20 protein-coding genes, 1 pseudogene and 1 other annotated feature are annotated in these 18,954 nt (G+C 50.8%); of the genes and pseudogenes, 8 read left to right on the top strand and 13 right to left on the bottom strand.

Features of this window, described 5'->3' with window-relative positions; genetic code table 11:
- The 5 genes from pduT (at position 1) to G8S19_RS13820 (ending at position 3,520) form a co-directional block, all read left to right on the top strand.
- Positions 1 to 555, top strand: coding sequence for a propanediol utilization microcompartment protein PduT (pduT, locus tag G8S19_RS13800; RefSeq protein WP_253685394.1), 555 nt, complete (start codon positions 1 to 3; stop codon positions 553 to 555).
- Positions 555 to 905 (top strand): propanediol utilization microcompartment protein PduU, encoded by a 351-nt coding sequence (gene pduU, locus G8S19_RS13805; RefSeq protein ID WP_048212006.1) that lies wholly within the window; start codon positions 555 to 557, stop codon positions 903 to 905. Before pduT ends, pduU begins: the two co-directional genes overlap by 1 nt.
- A 4-nt stretch (positions 906 to 909) precedes the next feature.
- Complete coding sequence (pduV, locus tag G8S19_RS13810) at positions 910 to 1,362, top strand: propanediol utilization protein PduV (protein ID WP_061067705.1); 453 nt, start codon at positions 910 to 912, stop codon at positions 1,360 to 1,362.
- Positions 1,347 to 2,561 (top strand): acetate/propionate family kinase, encoded by a 1,215-nt coding sequence (locus G8S19_RS13815; RefSeq protein WP_253685396.1) that lies wholly within the window; start codon positions 1,347 to 1,349, stop codon positions 2,559 to 2,561. Before pduV ends, G8S19_RS13815 begins: the two co-directional genes overlap by 16 nt.
- A 92-nt stretch (positions 2,562 to 2,653) precedes the next feature.
- Entirely contained in the window at positions 2,654 to 3,520 is an 867-nt protein-coding gene (locus tag G8S19_RS13820; RefSeq protein WP_101741447.1) for an L-threonine kinase, read from the top strand.
- A 39-nt stretch (positions 3,521 to 3,559) separates the two neighbouring features.
- Here the strand turns inward: G8S19_RS13820 and G8S19_RS13825 are convergent, their stop codons facing one another.
- The 7 genes from G8S19_RS13825 to phsA all read right to left on the bottom strand — a co-directional run bounded on the left by G8S19_RS13825 (position 3,560) and on the right by phsA (position 10,845).
- On the bottom strand, positions 3,560 to 3,895 hold the full coding sequence (locus G8S19_RS13825) for a DUF496 family protein (RefSeq protein WP_005128046.1): 336 nt from the start codon (positions 3,893 to 3,895) through the stop codon (positions 3,560 to 3,562).
- A gap of 238 nt (positions 3,896 to 4,133) precedes the next feature.
- Positions 4,134 to 5,192, bottom strand: coding sequence for an FUSC family protein (locus G8S19_RS13830; RefSeq protein WP_048212010.1), 1,059 nt, complete (start codon positions 5,190 to 5,192; stop codon positions 4,134 to 4,136).
- A 107-nt stretch (positions 5,193 to 5,299) separates the two neighbouring features.
- Positions 5,300 to 5,767, bottom strand: a complete 468-nt coding sequence (sbmC, locus tag G8S19_RS13835) for a DNA gyrase inhibitor SbmC (RefSeq protein WP_005128054.1) — start codon at positions 5,765 to 5,767, stop codon at positions 5,300 to 5,302.
- 124 nt (positions 5,768 to 5,891) lie between these two features.
- Positions 5,892 to 7,064: a serine-type D-Ala-D-Ala carboxypeptidase DacD gene (gene dacD / locus G8S19_RS13840; RefSeq protein WP_105242165.1), complete on the bottom strand. Its 1,173-nt coding sequence runs from the start codon at positions 7,062 to 7,064 to the stop codon at positions 5,892 to 5,894.
- Positions 7,065 to 7,214: 150 nt separating this feature from the next.
- Positions 7,215 to 7,982, bottom strand: coding sequence for a thiosulfate reductase cytochrome B subunit (gene phsC, locus G8S19_RS13845; RefSeq protein ID WP_124021636.1), 768 nt, complete (start codon positions 7,980 to 7,982; stop codon positions 7,215 to 7,217).
- Positions 7,979 to 8,557 (bottom strand): thiosulfate reductase electron transport protein PhsB, encoded by a 579-nt coding sequence (gene phsB / locus G8S19_RS13850; RefSeq protein WP_005128061.1) that lies wholly within the window; start codon positions 8,555 to 8,557, stop codon positions 7,979 to 7,981. Before phsB ends, phsC begins: the two co-directional genes overlap by 4 nt.
- A 14-nt stretch (positions 8,558 to 8,571) precedes the next feature.
- The gene (phsA, locus tag G8S19_RS13855) at positions 8,572 to 10,845 is read right to left on the bottom strand and encodes a thiosulfate reductase PhsA (protein ID WP_061067703.1); all 2,274 of its coding nucleotides are present in this window, start codon (positions 10,843 to 10,845) and stop codon (positions 8,572 to 8,574) included.
- A 397-nt stretch (positions 10,846 to 11,242) separates the two neighbouring features.
- Between phsA and sbcB the strand changes: the two genes are divergently transcribed.
- Positions 11,243 to 12,667, top strand: coding sequence for an exodeoxyribonuclease I (gene sbcB, locus G8S19_RS13860; protein ID WP_115602234.1), 1,425 nt, complete (start codon positions 11,243 to 11,245; stop codon positions 12,665 to 12,667).
- Between the two features lie 39 nt (positions 12,668 to 12,706).
- Here sbcB and tsuB read toward each other — a convergent pair whose 3' ends face one another.
- The 6 genes and pseudogenes from tsuB to G8S19_RS13885 all read right to left on the bottom strand — a co-directional run bounded on the left by tsuB (position 12,707) and on the right by G8S19_RS13885 (position 17,612).
- Positions 12,707 to 12,934, bottom strand: coding sequence for a thiosulfate utilization sulfurtransferase TsuB/YeeD (tsuB, locus tag G8S19_RS13865; protein ID WP_048212013.1), 228 nt, complete (start codon positions 12,932 to 12,934; stop codon positions 12,707 to 12,709).
- 16 nt (positions 12,935 to 12,950) lie between these two features.
- A complete protein-coding gene (tsuA, locus tag G8S19_RS13870; protein ID WP_101741451.1) occupies positions 12,951 to 14,009 on the bottom strand; it encodes a thiosulfate utilization transporter TsuA/YeeE in 1,059 nt (352 codons plus the stop codon).
- Between the two features lie 176 nt (positions 14,010 to 14,185).
- Entirely contained in the window at positions 14,186 to 15,547 is a 1,362-nt protein-coding gene (gene plaP, locus G8S19_RS13875) for a putrescine/proton symporter PlaP (protein ID WP_040231916.1), read from the bottom strand.
- Positions 15,537 to 15,599, bottom strand: coding sequence for a membrane protein YoeI (gene yoeI / locus G8S19_RS22510; protein ID WP_101741514.1), 63 nt, complete (start codon positions 15,597 to 15,599; stop codon positions 15,537 to 15,539). The genes plaP and yoeI overlap by 11 nt, the downstream gene beginning before the upstream one ends.
- Positions 15,600 to 15,761: 162 nt before the next feature.
- Positions 15,762 to 16,746 (bottom strand): annotated as a pseudogene (locus G8S19_RS13880) (LysR substrate-binding domain-containing protein).
- 41 nt (positions 16,747 to 16,787) lie between these two features.
- On the bottom strand, positions 16,788 to 17,612 hold the full coding sequence (locus G8S19_RS13885) for an SDR family oxidoreductase (protein ID WP_124021635.1): 825 nt from the start codon (positions 17,610 to 17,612) through the stop codon (positions 16,788 to 16,790).
- 174 nt (positions 17,613 to 17,786) lie between these two features.
- Here G8S19_RS13885 and hisL point away from each other — a divergent pair, with 174 nt between their 5' ends.
- Together hisL and hisG are read left to right on the top strand one after the other, a co-directional pair.
- Positions 17,787 to 17,834 (top strand): his operon leader peptide, encoded by a 48-nt coding sequence (gene hisL, locus G8S19_RS13890; RefSeq protein WP_101741515.1) that lies wholly within the window; start codon positions 17,787 to 17,789, stop codon positions 17,832 to 17,834.
- Positions 17,810 to 17,932: a sequence feature (His leader region), on the top strand. (Overlaps the previous gene by 25 nt.)
- Before the next feature lie 45 nt (positions 17,933 to 17,977).
- Positions 17,978 to 18,877 (top strand): ATP phosphoribosyltransferase, encoded by a 900-nt coding sequence (hisG, locus tag G8S19_RS13895; protein WP_005128078.1) that lies wholly within the window; start codon positions 17,978 to 17,980, stop codon positions 18,875 to 18,877.
- Positions 18,878 to 18,954: the final 77 nt, after the last annotated feature.

Raw genomic sequence — 18,954 nt, forward strand, 5'->3', positions numbered from 1 at the left:
ATGTCTCAGGCTATAGGGATTTTAGAACTCACCAGCATTGCCAAAGGAATGGAAGCTGGTGATGCCATGTTAAAAAGCGCGAATGTGAATTTGCTGGTAAGCAAAACCATCTGCCCGGGAAAATTTCTGCTCATGCTCGGCGGTGACGTAGGTGCAGTTCAGCAGGCGATCGCCACCGGCACCTCTCTTGCTGGCGATATGCTCGTTGACAGTCTGATACTGCCTAACATTCACGCCAGCGTACTTCCTGCGATTAGTGGATTAAACAGCGTGGATCAGCGCCAGGCCGTAGGCATTGTTGAAACATGGAGCGTTGCGGCCTGCATCTGCGCCGCCGACCGTGCGGTTAAAGCCTCCAACGTCACGCTGGTACGCGTCCATATGGCATTTGGTATAGGCGGCAAGTGCTACATGGTTGTCGCAGGCGACGTGTCTGATGTGAATAACGCCGTGACGGTTGCCAGCGAAAGCGCGGGTGAAAAAGGTCTGCTGGTTTATCGCTCGGTCATCCCTCGCCCACATGAAAGCATGTGGCGACAAATGGTGGAAGGATAATGGACAGACAACCGCCGACGGATCGCATGATCCAGGAATACGTACCCGGCAAGCAGGTCACGCTGGCGCACCTTATTGCTAATCCAGGTAAGGATTTATTCAAAAAACTGGGGTTGCAGGATTCAGTCTCGGCCATTGGTATTTTAACCATTACGCCCAGTGAAGCCTCAATTATCGCCTGTGATATCGCCACAAAGTCCGGGGCGGTAGAGATTGGTTTTCTCGATCGTTTTACCGGTGCAGTAGTACTGACGGGCGATGTTTCCGCCGTTGAGTACGCGCTGAAACAGGTAACCAGAACGCTTGGCGAAATGATGCGTTTTACTGCATGCCCTATTACCCGGACGTAACCACATGAAACGCATCATGCTAATTGGCCCCAGCCAGTGCGGTAAAACATCGCTCACACAATGTTTGCGTGGAGAAGCACTTCATTACCAGAAAACTCAGGCGATTGTCTGGTCGCCAACGACAATAGACACGCCGGGTGAATATCTTGAGAACCGCTGCCTGTACAGTGCGTTACTGGCCAGCGCTTGTGAAGCCGACATTATCGCTCTGGTACTGAATGCCGACGCCCCATGGTCACCTTTTTCTCCAGGCTTTACGGGTCCAATGAACAGACCTGTTATCGGCCTCGTCACCAAAGCCGATTTAGCTAACCCTCAGAAGATTTCACTCATAGAAAGCTGGTTGGTGCAGGCTGGGGCGCAGAACGTGTTTGTCACCAGCGCGCTGGAGAATACCGGGGTCGATGAGATGTTCATTTTTCTGAATGCAAAGGAACCGTCATGTCTCACAAAATAATGGCCATTAACGCGGGGAGCTCCTCGCTTAAGTTTCAGTTACTGGCGATGCCGCAGGGTGAAATGATCTGCCAGGGGCTGATTGAACGCATCGGGATGTCTGACGCGCAGGTCACGCTTAAAACACCCGTACAGAAATGGCGGCAGACGTTACCCGTTGCCGATCACCGTGAAGCAGTAACTCTGTTACTGGAAAAACTGCTTAGCCTGAACATCATCAAAAGTCTGGAAGAGATCGATGGCGTCGGTCATCGCGTCGCACATGGTGGTGAGTCCTTTAAAGACTCAGCCCTCGTCAATGATGAAACACTGGCCGAAATCGAGCGTCTTGCAGAACTGGCACCGCTACATAACCCGGTTAATGCGCTGGGGATCGCAGTTTTTCGTCAGTTATTACCCGAAGCACCTGCCGTCGCAGTTTTTGACACTGCTTTTCATCAGACGCTGGCTGAGCCTTCTTTTATTTATCCTCTGCCATGGCGCTATTACTCAGAGCTGGGAATTCGGCGTTACGGTTTTCATGGTACCAGCCACAAATACGTCAGTACCGCGTTGGCTGAAAAGCTGGGCGTCCCGCTCAGCGCACTGCGCATCGTATGTTGTCATCTTGGTAATGGCAGCAGCATCTGTGCTATCAAGGGCGGAAAATCGGTGAATACCTCAATGGGCTTTACGCCACAGTCTGGCGTGATGATGGGTACGCGCAGCGGAGATATTGACCCGTCAATTTTGCCGTGGATTGCCCTGCGCGAAGGCAAAACACCGCAGCAACTTAACCAGCTCCTCAACAATGAATCAGGATTACTTGGGGTTTCCGGTATCTCATCAGACTATCGTGACGTTGAACGCGCCGCAGACGAAGGCGACTCACAGGCTGCTCTCGCACTTACGCTGTTTGCAGAGCGAATTCGTGCCACAATAGGCAGCTATATTATGCAGATGGGCGGTCTGGATGCTTTGGTATTTACGGGTGGAATTGGTGAAAACTCAGCCCGAGCACGCGCTGCGATTTGCCACAATCTGAATTTCTTAGGTCTGGCTGTTGATGATGAAAAAAATCAGCGCAACGCAACCTTCATTCAAACTGAAACTGCGCTGGTCAAAGTGGCCGTTATAAATACCAATGAAGAGTTGATGATCGCGCAGGATGTTATGCGTATAGCGATATCAGAAACTGTGACATTGGGCATTCCAGCTTAATCCTGCCGCACCGCAAATTGCGGCAAATCATGGTAATAGCGCGATCGCCATGACACTATGCGCCGAGGATTGCTGATCACAAAGGTGAAGACGTGGCTATTGCGCAATGTCCTGCATCGTGCGGGGAACTTATCCAGGGCTGGATTCTGGGCAGTGAGAAGCTGGTCTCCTGCCCGGTTGAATGGTATAGCACCGTTGAGGTCAGTTCGGGTTCACCACAAGTGGATGAACGCCCACTCTCGCGAGCGATGGTTGACCGGTTATTGCAGCACTGGCACTACCCGGCGCATATCAGTCAGGATATTCGTATAGATATCCAGTCAACGATTCCCATTGCGAAAGGAATGGCCAGTAGCACCGCAGATATTGCCGCCACCGCGCTTGCCACCGCTCATTTTCTGGGTCATCAGCTTGATGAACCTACACTGGCACAGCTTTGCGTTTCTCTTGAACCTACCGACAGCACCGTTTTCCACCAGTTAACCCTTTTCGATCATAACGACGCCTCTACGCAAATTCCCTGTGAAGCGCAGCCCCAGCTTGACCTGTTGGTTCTGGAAAGCCCGGAAACATTACGTACCGCAGATTATCACCGCATTCCGCGCCAGCCCGGGTTACAGGCCGGTGCTCCCGCGCTTAAACGCGCATGGGAAAAAGTACAGGAAGCCTGTATTAGCCAAAATCCCTATCGGATGGGGGAGGCCGCCACGCTTAGCGCAATCGCCAGCCAAATGTTGTTGCCAAAACCGGATTTCGATTCGCTATTGGCGCTGGTAGAAGAGTGCGATTTATACGGGGTGAATGTTGCGCACAGCGGCAGCGTGGTGGGTTTGATGCTGGACAGAAAACGTCATGATGTTGATTACATCAAATGGATGCTGGCACAGAAAAAACTGACAACTCACTGGCCTGAGCAGCATTTATTGCGGATGGTAACAGGCGGGGTAAAACTACAGTAGGGGTCGCCGCTTAGCAGCGCCCCCTACTGCCATAAAACATTACTCTGCTTTCGCTTCGCCGTTTTTCACTTCACCCATGGCTTTCAGCTTTTTAGAGATATCACGACGCTCTTTAGAGATCTCTGCATTCTTGATGATGTAATCATCTACACGATCTTCATAGTCGCTTTTCATGCTGGCGATGATACCCTGGATAGCATCAACGCTCATCCCCGGCTTGATGTAGTCGCTCAGGTTGTCCAGCAGCAGGACGCGTTTCTGGTTGTCACGGATCTTTTTCTCAACGTCCTGAATTTCACGTTGCAGTTTGTTTTTACGACGGAACAGACGAACAAATTCCAGCACGTCCTGGAAAGAAGGCTTGGTAGTTTCCATTTTTACACCCCTGATAATGTGAGATTCGGATTCGTTAAAACAACGGCTAAAGTGGGTCAACATTACTTTCATGCCCGCCATACTTCAAGTTGCATCTGCATTGATAATGCATGGCTGAAACCTGAATTATCGAGGGTAAAGCCATTGTAGTTACCAATGGTTTTAGCCTTTTTCAGTATCATACCCTTAATCTTTGCTGAATCGAAGCAGCAGTAGAACCAATCCCCTCATCTGCTCTTTATTTGCGCAGCGCGCGACAAATCAAATGTGAGAGCAATTCCAGTTGCCGTGCCATCTCCATATTCAACCAGACATAGCCATGAATAGGTGTTTCAGCAACATTATCGCCTTTATGCTCAGCGATGAGTTGGCGCAACTCCGCCACGGTGTCATTGAGTTTTTCCGTATTGACAAGTATCGGCTGCGGATTACCTTCATATAGCGCATGAGTGATCGTCAGTAGCGCTTGTTGCGTTCTGAGCTGAGTTTCACGCAAGGTATGCGCGTTCAGCATCACAAAGTGACTGGTACGTGTCGCCCACAGCGCGTTGATTTGCAGCTCAAGCATGCACACCAGGTTGCGGTTAACCGTCTGAATAGCTTCAAAGATGGATTTTTGGATGTGGGTCTCTTTACTGGCAGGAACGATGAGTCCACGCATTTTGACAACGTCACTCAGTAGTTGTTGTAAATGCTTCTCCAGTCGGGGCTGCTCGAGCAAATTGGGGGAGAGCGCGGCCTGATACACCCGATTGTACCCCGTTACACAATGCGCCAGTTGAATACGCCAGTGAATAAATGCACGCTGCGGCCAGATGCCGGTAAACAGCATCGCCAGTAACGATCCCAGAATCACGTCGCCACCGCGCCACAACGCTGTATTCATGTCACCCGCAGGAGCCCCGACGACGACGGCAAGCGTTATACCAATCAGCAACGCCTGATAGGGTTTTTTACCTAAGGCCAGCCAGCCGCAGAGAAACATCGCTACTGCGCACCATATCAGCATAAGCGGAAGTGACAGGAGTTCGAGACGCAGAGCAACCAGCCCAAGTACTGAGCCCAGAATCGTCCCGCCAATGCGTTCAAGCGCTCTTGGGACGACATTACCCCAGAATGAAATAGGCCCCATAATCACCACCAGCGTGATCAGAGGCCACGTACCTTCAGGAATATCCAGCAGGCGAACCAACAGAAAAGTAAGAAGAAACGCCAGCGCAATGCGAATACCGTGCACTACGCGATAATGACGATACAAACGAATTTCAAAAGGACTCAGCGACTTATCGGCACGCACTCATCCACTCCGTCAGGGAATAGCAAAGAACAGAATTGTACCTGCTTTTTTAGTGAAAACATCATCGTTATCACCAGGACTTTCATCCTGATTTACACAAAAAACAGCTACTTCGGCTGTACTGGCACATACATTTCGATGTCCCAGTAACCGTCTTCCATGCCATTATTCATATAAATCTCAAAACAGGGTTTGGCGGCTATCTGGTATGTTGCGTCCTGCAGCAGAAGATTAAAAAATTGATACCATGGCGTCGCAAAGTCATGATTTTCAACACGAGCAACAGCAATAGCATACTCACCACCGGCCAGTTCAGTCAGTATCACACCTTCGCTGTTCTCTGGGATCTCGAAATTCTCTGCGACGGAAACCACAGTATCGCAGCGCAGTTTGTCAGCAGGCACAACATCCGGGTTGTCGTAATAAACGGCGATCCATTCCAGCGGCACTATCTGCTTGTCATCCACCCACATGACTAACTGCTCAAAACCCTGCTTTACCGTTTGCTCCCACGGTCCAACCATATGAAAACCAGCAATCCTGCGTTTATCGACCTGCTTTATCTCGTACTCCATATAACCTCCGTCATTACACTGTATTTATATACAGTGTAATTATTGTATATTACGGCCACAAGGAAATAGTGATTATTATGTGAGCAGTTTCGCACTCTTGCCAGTCAGTAGCATGGGTGAAAAATTACACCTTATGGTGGAAGTAATCGCTCAGACGCGAAAATACGCCGCCTTTACTGACCGATTCCAGGGTGACCAGTGGCCAATGCGCCACCAGCTTATCCCTGTCATAGAGTTCAATTTCCCCCACGCGTTGATGCGCGGCAATAGGCGCTACCAATTCTTTCTTATCAAGAACATATTTTGCTTTGATATTCTGGACTTCAGCCTTAGGAAGCGCCATCCAGAAATCCTGCTCGGTACCGAGGCTAATTTTTTCTTTATCGCCATACCAGATTCGTTCGACGCCGACTTGCTTACCGCTACGCAAAACCTGCACCGTATCAAAATTTTGTTGCCCCCACTGCAGCAGTTTGCGTGCCTGATCCTCGCGCCCTTTCGCGCTCTCGGCTCCCATGACCACGGCAATCAAGCGACGTTGTCCATCAACTGCGGAGGCGATCAGGTTAAATCCTGCCCCGGATGTGTGCCCGGTCTTCAGGCCATCGATGTTCATCGTTTTATCCCACAGCAGCCCGTTACGGTTTTGCTGCGTGATACCATTCCAGGTAAGACTCTTTTCACTGTACATGTGGTAGAACTCAGGTTCTCCGTGAATAATCGCCCGGGACAACACGGCCAGATCGTAGGCCGAGCTATGCTGGCCTGGCGCGTCCAGCCCATGCACCGTTTCGAAATGTGTATCTTTAAGTTTCAGCTTCTCAACGTAACTGTTCATCATCGCGACAAACTGTGGCTGTCCACCCGCGATGTAATCCGCCAGCGCGACGCATGCGTCATTGCCGGAATCAACAATTAAGCCGCGACTTAAATCGCGTACTGACACGCGATCGCCTTCTTTCAGGAACATTAATGATGAGCCTACAAACACCGGATTATCTTTCGCCCATGCGTCACGTCCGACAGTGACGATATCCGTTGGGCTAATGCGATGGCTATCAATCGCGCGATCGACAACATAGCCGGTCATTAACTTGGTCAGGCTGGCGGGGTTGCGTTGCTGGTGTTCATTACCGGCGGTCAGGGTTTGGCCCGTGGTGTAATCCATAAGCACCCACGCGCCAGCATTGATGGCGGGAGGCCGAGGTGCAAAACTGGCGACATCAGTCGCATAAGCGGACGAAAAACTTATCGCGAATAGCGAAGCGGCAATAAACAAACGGCGTTTCAACAGCATGTCCTCATAACCAGGAGAAATAGCCGTTCTTTTTACGGAAGTTCTGCCGAACAAACATGGATAAATTGCAAGAAAATGTGACATAAGGCACATTTTCTTGCTGTTAAAGAAAAAAGTCAGACGGACTTCCCCTGCAAAATACGCGCAGGATTAGCCTTTATGTGATGCTGTTTCTGCATGATGGCTGCGATGACGGTGATAGCCGTCAATCATGCTGCGAAAGATTTGCCCCGGTGTGTCACCCAATGTGCACAGGTAAATATGTGCACAAATGAACAGAATGCCAACAATCGCCAACACCATATGCAGCACCAGCACCACCGGCCCGGCGCCTATAATCTGCGGGTAAAGACAGAGCAACCCGGTAATGATTAACAGCGGAACCAACGCATACATGATGGCCAGATAGGCTAACTGTTGCAGGGGGTTAAATTTATTCTCCGCTGTTGCCGCAAACGGATGTGCCTCACCTTTCATTATCCCATACAGATAAAAACGCGTTTGCAGCAGGCAACGCGTTATCAACCCGCTGAATTGCACACGATAGTGACTACCGTTGCCGTTGGTGGCATTGATCATGACGAAGCCAATCCAGAAAGCCAGTAATGCGAATCCACACCAGGTGTGCACCTGCACCATCAGCGCTACCGGTCCGATAGAAAAATGGCCGAACAAACCGCTGAGCAGAAGCAGGATAAAAAGCAGCGCATTTCCCCAGTGCCAACGGCGGACAGCCAATGAGTAGAGATAGTCACGGTGCTCTTCTCCGGCTGCCGTTTTGGGTGCCAGCATTCGACGCAGCAGTGCATGCATCACCAGACCGGCAATCATCAACAGAATGACTACGCCGGCATAAATGAGCCACAGCGGCCAGTAGTCTGGCGCATAGTTAAGCTCTGCTCCCCAGATAGAATTCATACTTTTCCCTCCTGATGAATCTCTTTACGCCGAAAAATACTCACCGCGCCGCTACGCGTATCCTGCTGACGGTAAACCTCTTTTTGAAGAATCCAGTGCTGAATTTCAGGGTCATCACGGCGACCAAACTTCAGCGCATCCGTAGGGCATACGGAAACACAGGCAGGCGATTGTCCAGCGTCCAGACGGGTGTCTGCGCAAAAGTTACATTTATCTGCAATTCCTGTTTGTGGGTTCAGGTAGCGCACATGGAACGGGCAGGCAGCTACGCAATAATCACAGCCAATACAGCGGGACTTGTCCACCTGCACAATGCCGTTTTCGTCCCGAAACGAAGCGCCAGTCGGACAGACGCTGACACAAGGCGCATCTTCGCAGTGCTGGCAGGAGACGCGGACAAACTGAAAGTGAGACAGCACCTCAGGTTCGTTTTCCGGTGAGCGGATCTGCACCTGCAGCCGGCTAAAACCTTCTGGCACATCATTCAGAACTTTGCAGGCAACTGTGCACGCCTGACAACCAATACAGCGTTTCTCGTCATGCAGCATGACATACGGATTTGTTGACTGATTCATGATGTTCTCCTTTCTCATGCCCGACGAAGCGTAACGCCAGCGGTATGGACCACTGTGCCGGATACCGGACTGGTTACATGCGGAAGCAGGTTGCCACAGTGGATCCCATGCGTTGTCGCTGCGGTTTTCGCGCCAGCCTTGGCGCCGAATCCCATATAGACGAACAGCGTGTCGGGTCGAATACCGGCAGTGACCAGCGCTTTGCCTTTCTCCTTACCCGTCGCATTTTCAAGCCAGATGTCATCGCCGCTTTTAATCCCTTTTTCTCCAGCCGTTTTCGGGTGGATCCACACCGCGTTATCCCACATCAGTTCGCTGAGTAATGGGACATATTGCGTCGCGCCATTGGTGTGAACTGCGACTTTGCCTTGAATGAAATAGAGTTCATTGTCGGCCTTGAGCGCAAAATTGCGTGCACGCGGAATACCATAGCCCGGCAGGAGAGTTTCCAGTTCTTCGGAATAAAGTTCGATCTTTCCGGATGGGGATTTGAAGCGCAGTTGTTCGCCATACGTACCGTCATTGTCAACGGCCACTGCTCCCGGATACTGCGCAGTAAACTGGCGTACCGATTCAGGCTCACGGAGTAACAGTGGAACGCCCCACTCCCGATACCCTTTCTGGCGCAGTTCAGCAGATAACGCATGGTCACCATTGAGCTGATACAACTGGCGTACTTGCATATCTTGCCACGGATAGTACTGCCCAAGACCCAATTGCTCACCCAGCTCTTTCCAGATTTGCCAGCTTGGGCGCGCATCACCGATAGGCTCAACGACCTGCTGGCGCAGCGCATAGGCCGGATTCAGCCCCGACATATCAGAGACTTCTTCATCGCGTTCGAGATAGGTGCATTCAGGTAACAGGTAATCGGCATAGGCCGCGCTTTCGCTTAAATAGACATCGCAGCTCACCACCAGATCCAACTGCTCAACGGTTTTGACCAGATCCGGCCGACAGGTCACGGTTTGAAAAGGGTTATGCCGGGACATAATCCATCCTTTCACCGGATAAGGCGTCTGGTTTAACACAGCATCGATAATGCTCTGCACCACCCCACCGCCCGCAGCGATGTATTTGAATTGCGGCGCGACCAGGTCAATACGCTGCGCCGTTGGCTTAGGGAGTTTGGCATCCGGTTTCGCCAGCACCGGAGCCACCTTCTCTCCTGCCAGCTTATTGTAGGTTGCAGCGGCTTTTTTCTGGTACATGCCGCCTTCGCGCTCAATATTTCCCAGCAGCACGTTGAGGGTGAAAATCATGCGCCGCATGTCGATCTCTTCCTGCGAAAAAGTCGCACGGTGACCAGGGCTGACAATCGCATGGGGGGCGCAGGCCGCCATTTCTCGAGTCACCCGGGTAATGACATCCGCAGGCACGTCGGCCAACTTTTGTGCCCATTCCGGCGTGGCCTCTTGTACTGCCTCTGCCAGTTGGTCAAAACCTGTTGTGTAGCGTTCAACGAATCCCGCGTCATACAATTTTTCAGTAATCATGACGTGGCACATCGCCATCAGCACCGGTAAGTCGCCCCCCGGTTTAATCGCATGCCATTCATCCGCCTTACTGGAAAATACCGACAGCCGGGGGTCGAAGCTGACCATCTTCGCGCCCTTCTCTTGTGCGGTCATCAGTTCATGAGTATCAGCAACCTCAATCCCTTCATAGAGGTTATGTCCAAAAGAGACCATATAGCGGGTATTGGCGATATCCATTGCTAAATCCCCACCCATCATCACTTTGGCGGCAATGGCTTTACCTGCTGGACAAGTTGAAGCGTGCGTAAAGGTATTTGGTGAGCCAAAAGCCGTCGCCAAATGAAATAAATGGCCGGAAAGCGAACCAGATTTAGAGGAGAATACAACGCCCTGCGGCCCATATTGATTTTTTATTGCCGCCATCTTTTCGGCAATTTCTTTATACGCCTGTTGCCAGCTAATGACCTGCCATTCGCCACTGCCACGCGGCCCGGTGCGTTTCATTGGTTTAACAATCCGGTGCGGGTCGTTTATCAGGCTAACACCGCTGCCCCCACGAGCACAAACGCGCGTGCCTTGCTGAGGGGCATTAGGGTTTCCCTGGATAAAAACTGTTTTATTATTAATCACCTGAGCCTGAATTGGACAGCGAAAGGAACACATTTCACACAGACTCGGCGTCAGGGATGTTTTCCCTTTAATACTCTCTGGTGAATTTCGCGCCAGTGCGCCAGGGGGGAAACTGCCTATTGCACAGGCCGAGCAGCCAATACCCACACCCCGCAAAAAATTACGCCGACTAATGCTCATATAACCTCCTGTTATTAGATATATCCAATGATTATATGGACTTTAAATTATTAATTTTTAACCTTACTCACATTTCATTACAATGAAATTCCGTTAACTGGCAAGAATAAAACTCATTGTTTATAAAAGAGTTTTAAAGTTTCCAGAACACACCACCAAACGTAAAAATAACAATAATAGTTCTCAATTAGCTTATTTATGCACTCACAAAATAACGTTATCTTATTTCATGAAATATCCTTAAAACCCCAAATCTATTAATTCATTTTATTTTAATCACGTTTACCGCAATTTTATTGCGGCCACCGCCGGGCATTGATAATCCCGTTGCTGATTACCGCGCTATTTTTTGGTATTCTTAGATAAGCGCTAAATTGATCCCGGACATAACTGAACAATGAATGACGGCAAGCAGCAACCTGGTTTTCTCTTCCACGATTACGAGACCTTTGGTACCCATCCGGCACTGGACAGACCCGCACAGTTTGCGGCCATCCGCACAGATAGCGATTTCAATATCATTGGCGATCCCGAAGTCTTTTACTGCAAGCCCGCCGACGACTATCTGCCACAACCCGAAGCGGTACTGATAACCGGTATTACGCCGCAAGAAGCACGTGAAAAGGGTGAGAACGAAGCCGCTTTTGCTGCCCGTATCCATGCGCTGTTTACCGTGCCGAAAACGTGTATCCTCGGCTATAACAATGTGCGCTTCGATGATGAAGTGACACGTAATATCCTGTATCGCAATTTTTATGATCCCTACGCCTGGAGCTGGCAGAACGACAATTCTCGCTGGGATTTGCTGGATGTAATGCGCGCCTGCTATGCGCTACGACCGGAAGGGATCAACTGGCCAGAAAACGACGATGGTCTACCCAGTTTCCGCCTTGAGCACCTGACCCGCGCCAACGGTATTGAGCATGCTAATGCCCACGATGCGATGGCAGACGTGTATGCCACCATTGCAATGGCGCAACTCGTAAAGTCACGTCAGCCGCGTCTGTTTGACTATCTCTACAGTCACCGCAATAAACACAAGCTGGCTGCGTTGATTGATGTCCCGCAAATGAAGCCCTTAGTGCATGTATCTGGGATGTTCGGTGCATGGCGAGGTAACACCAGTTGGGTTGCCCCGCTGGCCTGGCATCCGGATAATCGTAATGCGGTTATTATGGTCGACTTAGCGGGTGATATTTCTCCCTTGCTTGAACTGGATAGCGACACCCTGCGCGCACGTCTTTACACCGCCAAAGCCGATCTGGGAGATAACGCAGCGGTGCCGGTTAAACTGGTGCATATCAACAAATGCCCGGTTCTGGCACAGGCTAATACGTTACGTCCGGAAGATGCCGATCGTCTCGGAATTAACCGCCAGCATTGCCTGGATAATCTTAAAGTCCTGCGTGAAAACCCGCAGGTGCGCGATAAAGTGGTGGCTATCTTTGCCGAAGCAGAACCCTTTGCGCCATCGGATAACGTAGATGCGCAGTTATACAACGGTTTTTTCAGCGATGCCGACCGCGCCGCAATGAAGATCGTTCTGGAAACCGAACCTCGAAATTTACCCGCACTGGACATCACTTTTGTCGACAAGCGCATTGAAAAACTGCTGTTTAATTATCGCGCACGCAATTTCCCCGGGACTTTGGATGAGGGAGAGCAGCAACGCTGGCTGGATCATCGTCGTCAGGTATTCACACCGGAGTTTTTGCAAAATTACGCGAATGAATTGCAGATGTTGAGTCAGCAATATGCTGACAATAAAGAGAAGCTGGTGCTACTGAAATCACTCTGGCAGTATGCGCAAGAGATAGTCTGAAGATGAAATGCCCTCCGCCAGACGGCGGAGGGATCCTGGTTACGCTTTCTGCACCGTAATGCTCCAGGCGGCGTCACCCACCTGTTGATAATCAGTAATCACGTGCCCCTCTTCGGCGGCCCATTGCGGGATTGCCTCAGTTGCCTGGGTACAGTCAAATTCGATCACCAGTTCATCACCACTTGCCATTTCAGCCAGTGCCGCTTTTGCTTCAATCAGTGGAAACGGACAAACCTGTGTGACCACATCCAGTCTTTTAATTGCCATCATCAAATCCTTACGCTTAATTTGCCGCAGCAGCGACTAGTTTTGCCTTACGCTGCGGTCTGATATACACAATCCATGACGCGGTCCAGACACCGAAAATCATAAAGACCAGGCCAACCCATCCCTGCCAGGTCATCATCGCCGTCATAACCAGACCGTTGCCAATCGAACAGCCACCCGCGATGCTGGCACCAAAGCCCATTAACAGACCACCAAAACCGCTACGCAGCGTGGTGGGTGCGTCGGCTGCGCGAACGCGAAATTCGCGACTGGCTTTCGCTGCAATAAATGAGCCGATAAAAATGCCCAGCACCAGGAACACTCCCCAGTTAATAAACTTACTGTCGCCTGCGACAAGAAATTGCAAAATATTGGCGGTTGGTGACGTGATACCCAGGCCAAACATTCGTCCGGTTGCTTCGCTCAGCGGCCATGCCAACAGCGCAATCAGCCCAATCAGAACCGCAGTAACAAATGGATGCCAGCGCTTCTCAAACAAAATATGCGCAAGGCCGGTACGACGAGGCGGTAGCGTAGCGACTTTCAATTTTGGTTTTCTCAGCTCTTTCGCTACCACCCACACTGTAACCGCCAGCAGAATAGCGATCAGTGGCCATACGGACAGGTTCAACGTATCGGCAATGGAGTTATGCTCAGTACTGTAGGTTTTCAGCGCCTGATTCAGCCCACTCGCATGCGTAGAGCGCATCACCGCACTCATCACCATATAGGTAAACAGCGCAATCCAGCTACCGATAAGCCCTTCTCCTGCACGATACCAGGTTCCGGTAGCACACCCGCCCGCATAAACAATTCCGATACCAAAGACATAACCACCAACAACGGTTCCCAGCCATGGGAAGGGGCCGGCATCATAGCTGAGTACACCCGTCTGAATCAGCGCAAAGACACCCACGCTTTGCACAGAGATGGCTATCAGTAGCGCATAGAACATACGATTGTTTTTCGCAATATACATATCGCGAAAGCCGCCCGTCAGACAGAATCGTCCACGTTGCATGACAAAGCCAAGCAGCGCGCCACAGATGAGCCCGCTTAAGATCATTGAAAACATAAATTAATTAGCCAGAAGTATATTAGTCAGGAAATTATTAATGACTAACGGGTTCAGAACCAATAACCAAATTCTCTAATTTAGAACTAACGGTTATTAATATTGGCTGGAAATAAAGCAGTGGAATAAAAAAACCGGAGAACATGTCTCCGGTTTTTCGATGTCAGATTAGGTTATTACGCGATATCTTCATCGTACTGCGGTACCGGGTTGCGGAAACTCTTGGTCACACAAGCCAGGTAGATCAGACCAATACCAGCCCAGATCAGCCCCAGAACCATAGAGCTCTCTTCCAGGTTCACCCACAGCGCCCCCACGGTCAGCGCACCGCACATCGGCAGGAACAGATACTGGAAGTGGTCTTTCAGCGTCTTGTTACGCTTCTCACGGATCCAGAACTGGGAGATTACCGACAGGTTAACGAAGGTAAACGCCACCAGCGCACCAAAGTTAATCAGCGCCGTCGCCATCACCAGGTCGAAGTTGATTGCCAGCAGGGCAATCGCGCCAACCAGGATGATGTTCATGGACGGAGTACGCCATTTCGGGTGTACATAACCGAAGAAACTTTTCGGGAATACACCGTCACGCCCCATCACGTACATCAGACGCGCTACGCCAGCATGCGCCGCCATCCCGGATGCCAATACGGTAATGGTGGAGAAAATCAGCGCACCGACCTGGAAGAACTTACCGGCTACGTACAGCATGATTTCAGGCTGTGAAGCATCCGGGTCCTTGAAGCGAGAGATATCCGGGAAATACAGCTGCAACAGATAAGTGGAGACAATAAAGATCAGGCCACCAATCAGTGCGGTCAGGAAAATTGCACGCGGGATCACGCGCTCAGCATCCTTGGTCTCTTCAGAGAGGTTGCTGATACCGTCGAAACCAGTGAACGAGAAGCACAGGATAGTAGCCCCTGTGATCATTGGAATCACGTGTGCGTCACCTGACCAGAACGGACGGCTGCTCACCAGCGTACCCGCCCCTTCCCCTTCGAACACGCCATAAACGACCATGCCGAGGATCACCGCAATCAACACGACCTGCAACAGCACGATCACGGTGTTGAAGTTCGCGACAGATTTGAGGCTGCGCAGGTTAAAAGCGGTCATAAAGGCCACCAGTGCTACCACGAAAATCCATGACGGTATCGACGGCACCAGAGCTTCAAAATAGATTTTCGCCAACAGAATGTTGATCATCGGTGCGAACAGGTAGTCCAGCAGTGATGACCAACCCACCATAAAGCCAACGGTCGGGCTAATGGATTTCTGGGCGTAAGTGTAGGCAGAGCCTGCAGACGGATAGCGACGCACCAGTTTACCGTAGCTCAGTGCGGTAAAAAGGATGGCGATCAGTGCAAAGGCGTAAGCTGTCGGGACGTGACCATCGGTCATTCCTGATACGATACCGAATGTATCGAACAGCGTCATCGGCTGCATATAGGCAAGGCCCATCATGACAACCGGAACCAGCGTAAGCGTTTTACGTAATTCCACGCGAGAGGTGTTTGGAGTAGCGTTATGCGACATGGTTATCCTCCATTACGGCGGAAACCGTCGCGTAAGCAAAAAATTGCCCCATTTTTTGTTAATCCTCAGCGACAACAACTGTCGATTTTTAAGTAAGTATCTATCCGGTACGAAGCCCGGCCTCTTTTATGAATGATTGGTTTGATGCAAAAAAATAACCGACGCGTATTAAAACGTCGGTTAATCTCATTTTTTGCAAGCGGCGCATTGTGCACTAAATTAGGGCGAAATGACAAGAGAATGAGAGCCTTGTCAAAAAATATTTTTTTCTAACCGATTGATTTATCGACAACCGTTTTTACATAGACACCCGCGATAGCACTATTTGCTAAAATTTCATCCCGCCACCATGCACTGGCTAATCCCGCGGTCTGCTCGTTCCAGCCAATCCACACGGGTTCAAACAGAATCTGCGCGACAACTTTCTTCTCAATCAGGGCCCCGCTGTCCAGAAATCGTTGTGCCAGATAGCGCGGAATATAACCACACCCCAAACCACTTATCTGCAGTTCCAGTTTGGTTTTGAAGTCAAAAACGGTGATGGCTTCCTGATCGTCAAGTAGCTGAGAAGCCGATACGTTCGCGGGATGCACATTATCGCCGACCACAATGGCGCGAAAACGTTTGATCGTTCTACGACTCAACGGTTCCGGTTCCTGCGCCAGTGGATGATGGGGGGCAACAACAAAAACCTGTTCAAGCACACCCAGACGCGCAAAACCAAAGTCACTCGCTGTGGGTGGATCACGCATGGCACCCACAATGATATCGGCCCGGCCCTGAATCAGGGCATCCCACGAGCCGCCCAATACGCCATTGATAAATTTAAGACGCGTCACGCTGTGGTGTTGATAGAAAGATTCGATAAGCGGGGCAAGAAGCGAAAAGGGAAAGGTATCGTCTACGCCGATAACCAGTTCATTCTCCCATCCTTCGTGCAGTTTGATGGCCTGCTTTTCGAGTTCGCGCACGGTATGTAATACCTCGCGTCCCTTTTCCAGCAGCATCTGTCCGGTACGGGTAAATTTGGCCCGGTGTCCACTGCGATCCAACAACTGAATATTGAGATCGCTTTCCAGTTTGTGGACGGTATAACTCAGCGCTGACGGCGTCTTAAACAATTTTGCGGACGCCGCCGCGAAACTCCCCTCTTTCTCTAACGCATCAAGAATGATCAGAACATCCAGCAGTGGTTTCATACTCGCCCCCTGGCGGTATACAGCGACACTCTGCTGATCTGTCACTCCATCGGCATCACCAGCGGATCGGGATACTGGTACTCAAACCCAAGCTCATTGCAAATTCGGTTGCCATCAATGACTTTACCTTTACCGTTATCCACTCCGTCCCGGAAATCCGGTGCTTCCATCCCCAACAGGCGAGCCATCTGGGGGTAGAACACATTGCGTGCCGGATGCATAGGCGCACATATATTATAGATGTGTCCCCCTTTAGGCGCTTGTAGCAGCAACGTGATAGCAGAAACCACGTCATCCAGATGCACCAGATTGACGCCATGCTGTCCATCTGGTGCTGTTTTACCCGCAAAAAAGCGACCGGGATGTCTGCCCGGTCCCACAAGGCCTGCCAGGCGCAGAATATCCACCGACGTTCCCGGCAGATTGTGCAGCCAGTCTTCAAGTTCTTTCAGGGCACGACCGCTCGCCGTGACCGGATTGCGTGGTGTGCCCTCTTTTACTGTCCCCTGCACATCACCATAAACTGAGGTAGAGCTGGTAAAAATAATCCGTGGAATACGATACGCCAGCGCACTGTCGACCAGTTCCTGCATTGCCTGCAAGTAAAACGACTCACCCGGGCCACTACGGCGTGCAGGCAGGGTGATGACCAGCGCATCCGCATCCATTAGCGCATCGAGATCGTCAGGTTCACAGACCAGTTCAGGCTCCAGGCGCAACGAGTAGCTTTCAATACCGCTCATTCGGGCCGCTTCCACCCCATCCAATGTGGTTTTGCTGCCGGTAACCTGCCAGCCCCTGGCCGCCAGAGACATGGCTAATGGCATGCCTAACCAACCTAATCCGACAATTGCGACCTTTTTCATGCCTTTTCTCCTGACTTTTGGCCTATAACCCAAGGCTACGCCAGCCCACGGTGGCTGACAATTCATAGTATCAATATGAAATGAATTAATGATCAAAAAAAGCCCTTGCTTTCCGTGGCTAAAGTGGTTTAGGTTAAAAGACATCAAATGAATAAGCATTCATCGAGAAAATTTATGACACGCGCTCAATTTAATCACCATCATCACCATCATCCTGACTAGTCTTTCAGGCGATGTGTGCTGGGAGACATTTAAATCTTCCAGTGGTGCATGAGCGTATGAGAAAGCCCCCGGAAGATTTCTTCCGGGGGCTTTTTTTTGTGCGTGACCCAAACCGATTCAGACAGGATAACGAGGAATAGAGAATGTTAGACAACACCCGCTTACGCATAGCTATGCAGAAATCAGGCCGTTTAAGCGATGACTCACGCGAATTGCTGGCCCGCTGTGGTATTAAAATTAATCTTCACACCCAGCGCCTGATTGCGATGGCAGAAAATATGCCAATTGATATTCTGCGCGTACGCGATGACGATATCCCGGGTCTGGTCATGGATGGCGTCGTTGATCTCGGCATCATCGGTGAAAACGTGCTGGAAGAAGAACTGCTCAACCGCCGCGCACAGGGTGAAGATCCTCGTTACTTTACGTTACGTCGTCTGGACTTCGGCGGCTGTCGTCTTTCGCTGGCGACCCCAGTAGACGAAGCCTGGGACGGTCCGTCGGCACTGAACGGCAAACGCATCGCCACCTCTTATCCGCACCTGCTCAAACGCTATCTCGACCAGAAAGGAGTGTCGTTCAAATCCTGTTTGTTAAACGGCTCTGTCGAAGTTGCTCCCCGTGCAGGACTTGCTGATGCAATCTGCGATCTGGTCTCTACCGGTGCAACGCTTGAAGCCAACGGCCTGCGTGAAGTGGAAGTCATTTACCGCTCCAAAGCCTGTCTGATTCAGCGTGACGGAGAAATGGCCGATGCTAAGCAACAACTGATCGATAAGCTGCTGACCCGTATTCAGGGGGTTATTCAGGCGCGCGAATCTAAATACATCATGATGCACGCGCCAAGTGAACGTCTGGACGACGTTATCGCCTTGCTGCCAGGCGCTGAACGCCCAACGATTTTGCCACTGGCCGGCGATCAGCAGCGCGTGGCAATGCACATGGTTAGCAGCGAAACCCTGTTCTGGGAAACGATGGAAAAACTGAAAGCGCTTGGCGCCAGCTCCATCCTGGTGCTGCCTATTGAGAAGATGATGGAGTAATTCCACTTATGCTGCCCGGTAGCGCTTCGCTAGCCGGGCCTACAAGACCCGTAGGCCGGATAAACAACGTGCCATCC

The sequence above is a fragment of the Citrobacter sp. SX206 genome (genome assembly GCF_024181025.1).
GTDB classification, from domain to species: Bacteria; Pseudomonadota; Gammaproteobacteria; order Enterobacterales; family Enterobacteriaceae; genus Citrobacter; species Citrobacter youngae.

Coding starts and splice junctions, on each gene's coding strand:
- phsC (WP_124021636.1), bottom strand. CDS start 7,982: ATGAATTCTATCTGGGGAGCAGAGCTTAACTATGCGCCAGACTACTGG.
- sbcB (WP_115602234.1), top strand. CDS start 11,243: ATGAATGACGGCAAGCAGCAACCTGGTTTTCTCTTCCACGATTACGAG.
- G8S19_RS13885 (WP_124021635.1), bottom strand. CDS start 17,612: ATGAAAAAGGTCGCAATTGTCGGATTAGGTTGGTTAGGCATGCCATTA.
- pduT (WP_253685394.1), top strand. CDS start 1: ATGTCTCAGGCTATAGGGATTTTAGAACTCACCAGCATTGCCAAAGGA.
- tsuA (WP_101741451.1), bottom strand. CDS start 14,009: ATGTTTTCAATGATCTTAAGCGGGCTCATCTGTGGCGCGCTGCTTGGC.
- dacD (WP_105242165.1), bottom strand. CDS start 7,064: ATGCTGTTGAAACGCCGTTTGTTTATTGCCGCTTCGCTATTCGCGATA.
- pduU (WP_048212006.1), top strand. CDS start 555: ATGGACAGACAACCGCCGACGGATCGCATGATCCAGGAATACGTACCC.
- G8S19_RS13815 (WP_253685396.1), top strand. CDS start 1,347: ATGTCTCACAAAATAATGGCCATTAACGCGGGGAGCTCCTCGCTTAAG.
- phsA (WP_061067703.1), bottom strand. CDS start 10,845: ATGAGCATTAGTCGGCGTAATTTTTTGCGGGGTGTGGGTATTGGCTGC.
- pduV (WP_061067705.1), top strand. CDS start 910: ATGAAACGCATCATGCTAATTGGCCCCAGCCAGTGCGGTAAAACATCG.
- hisG (WP_005128078.1), top strand. CDS start 17,978: ATGTTAGACAACACCCGCTTACGCATAGCTATGCAGAAATCAGGCCGT.
- tsuB (WP_048212013.1), bottom strand. CDS start 12,934: ATGGCAATTAAAAGACTGGATGTGGTCACACAGGTTTGTCCGTTTCCA.
- sbmC (WP_005128054.1), bottom strand. CDS start 5,767: ATGGAGTACGAGATAAAGCAGGTCGATAAACGCAGGATTGCTGGTTTT.
- plaP (WP_040231916.1), bottom strand. CDS start 15,547: ATGTCGCATAACGCTACTCCAAACACCTCTCGCGTGGAATTACGTAAA.
- G8S19_RS13825 (WP_005128046.1), bottom strand. CDS start 3,895: ATGGAAACTACCAAGCCTTCTTTCCAGGACGTGCTGGAATTTGTTCGT.
- phsB (WP_005128061.1), bottom strand. CDS start 8,557: ATGAATCAGTCAACAAATCCGTATGTCATGCTGCATGACGAGAAACGC.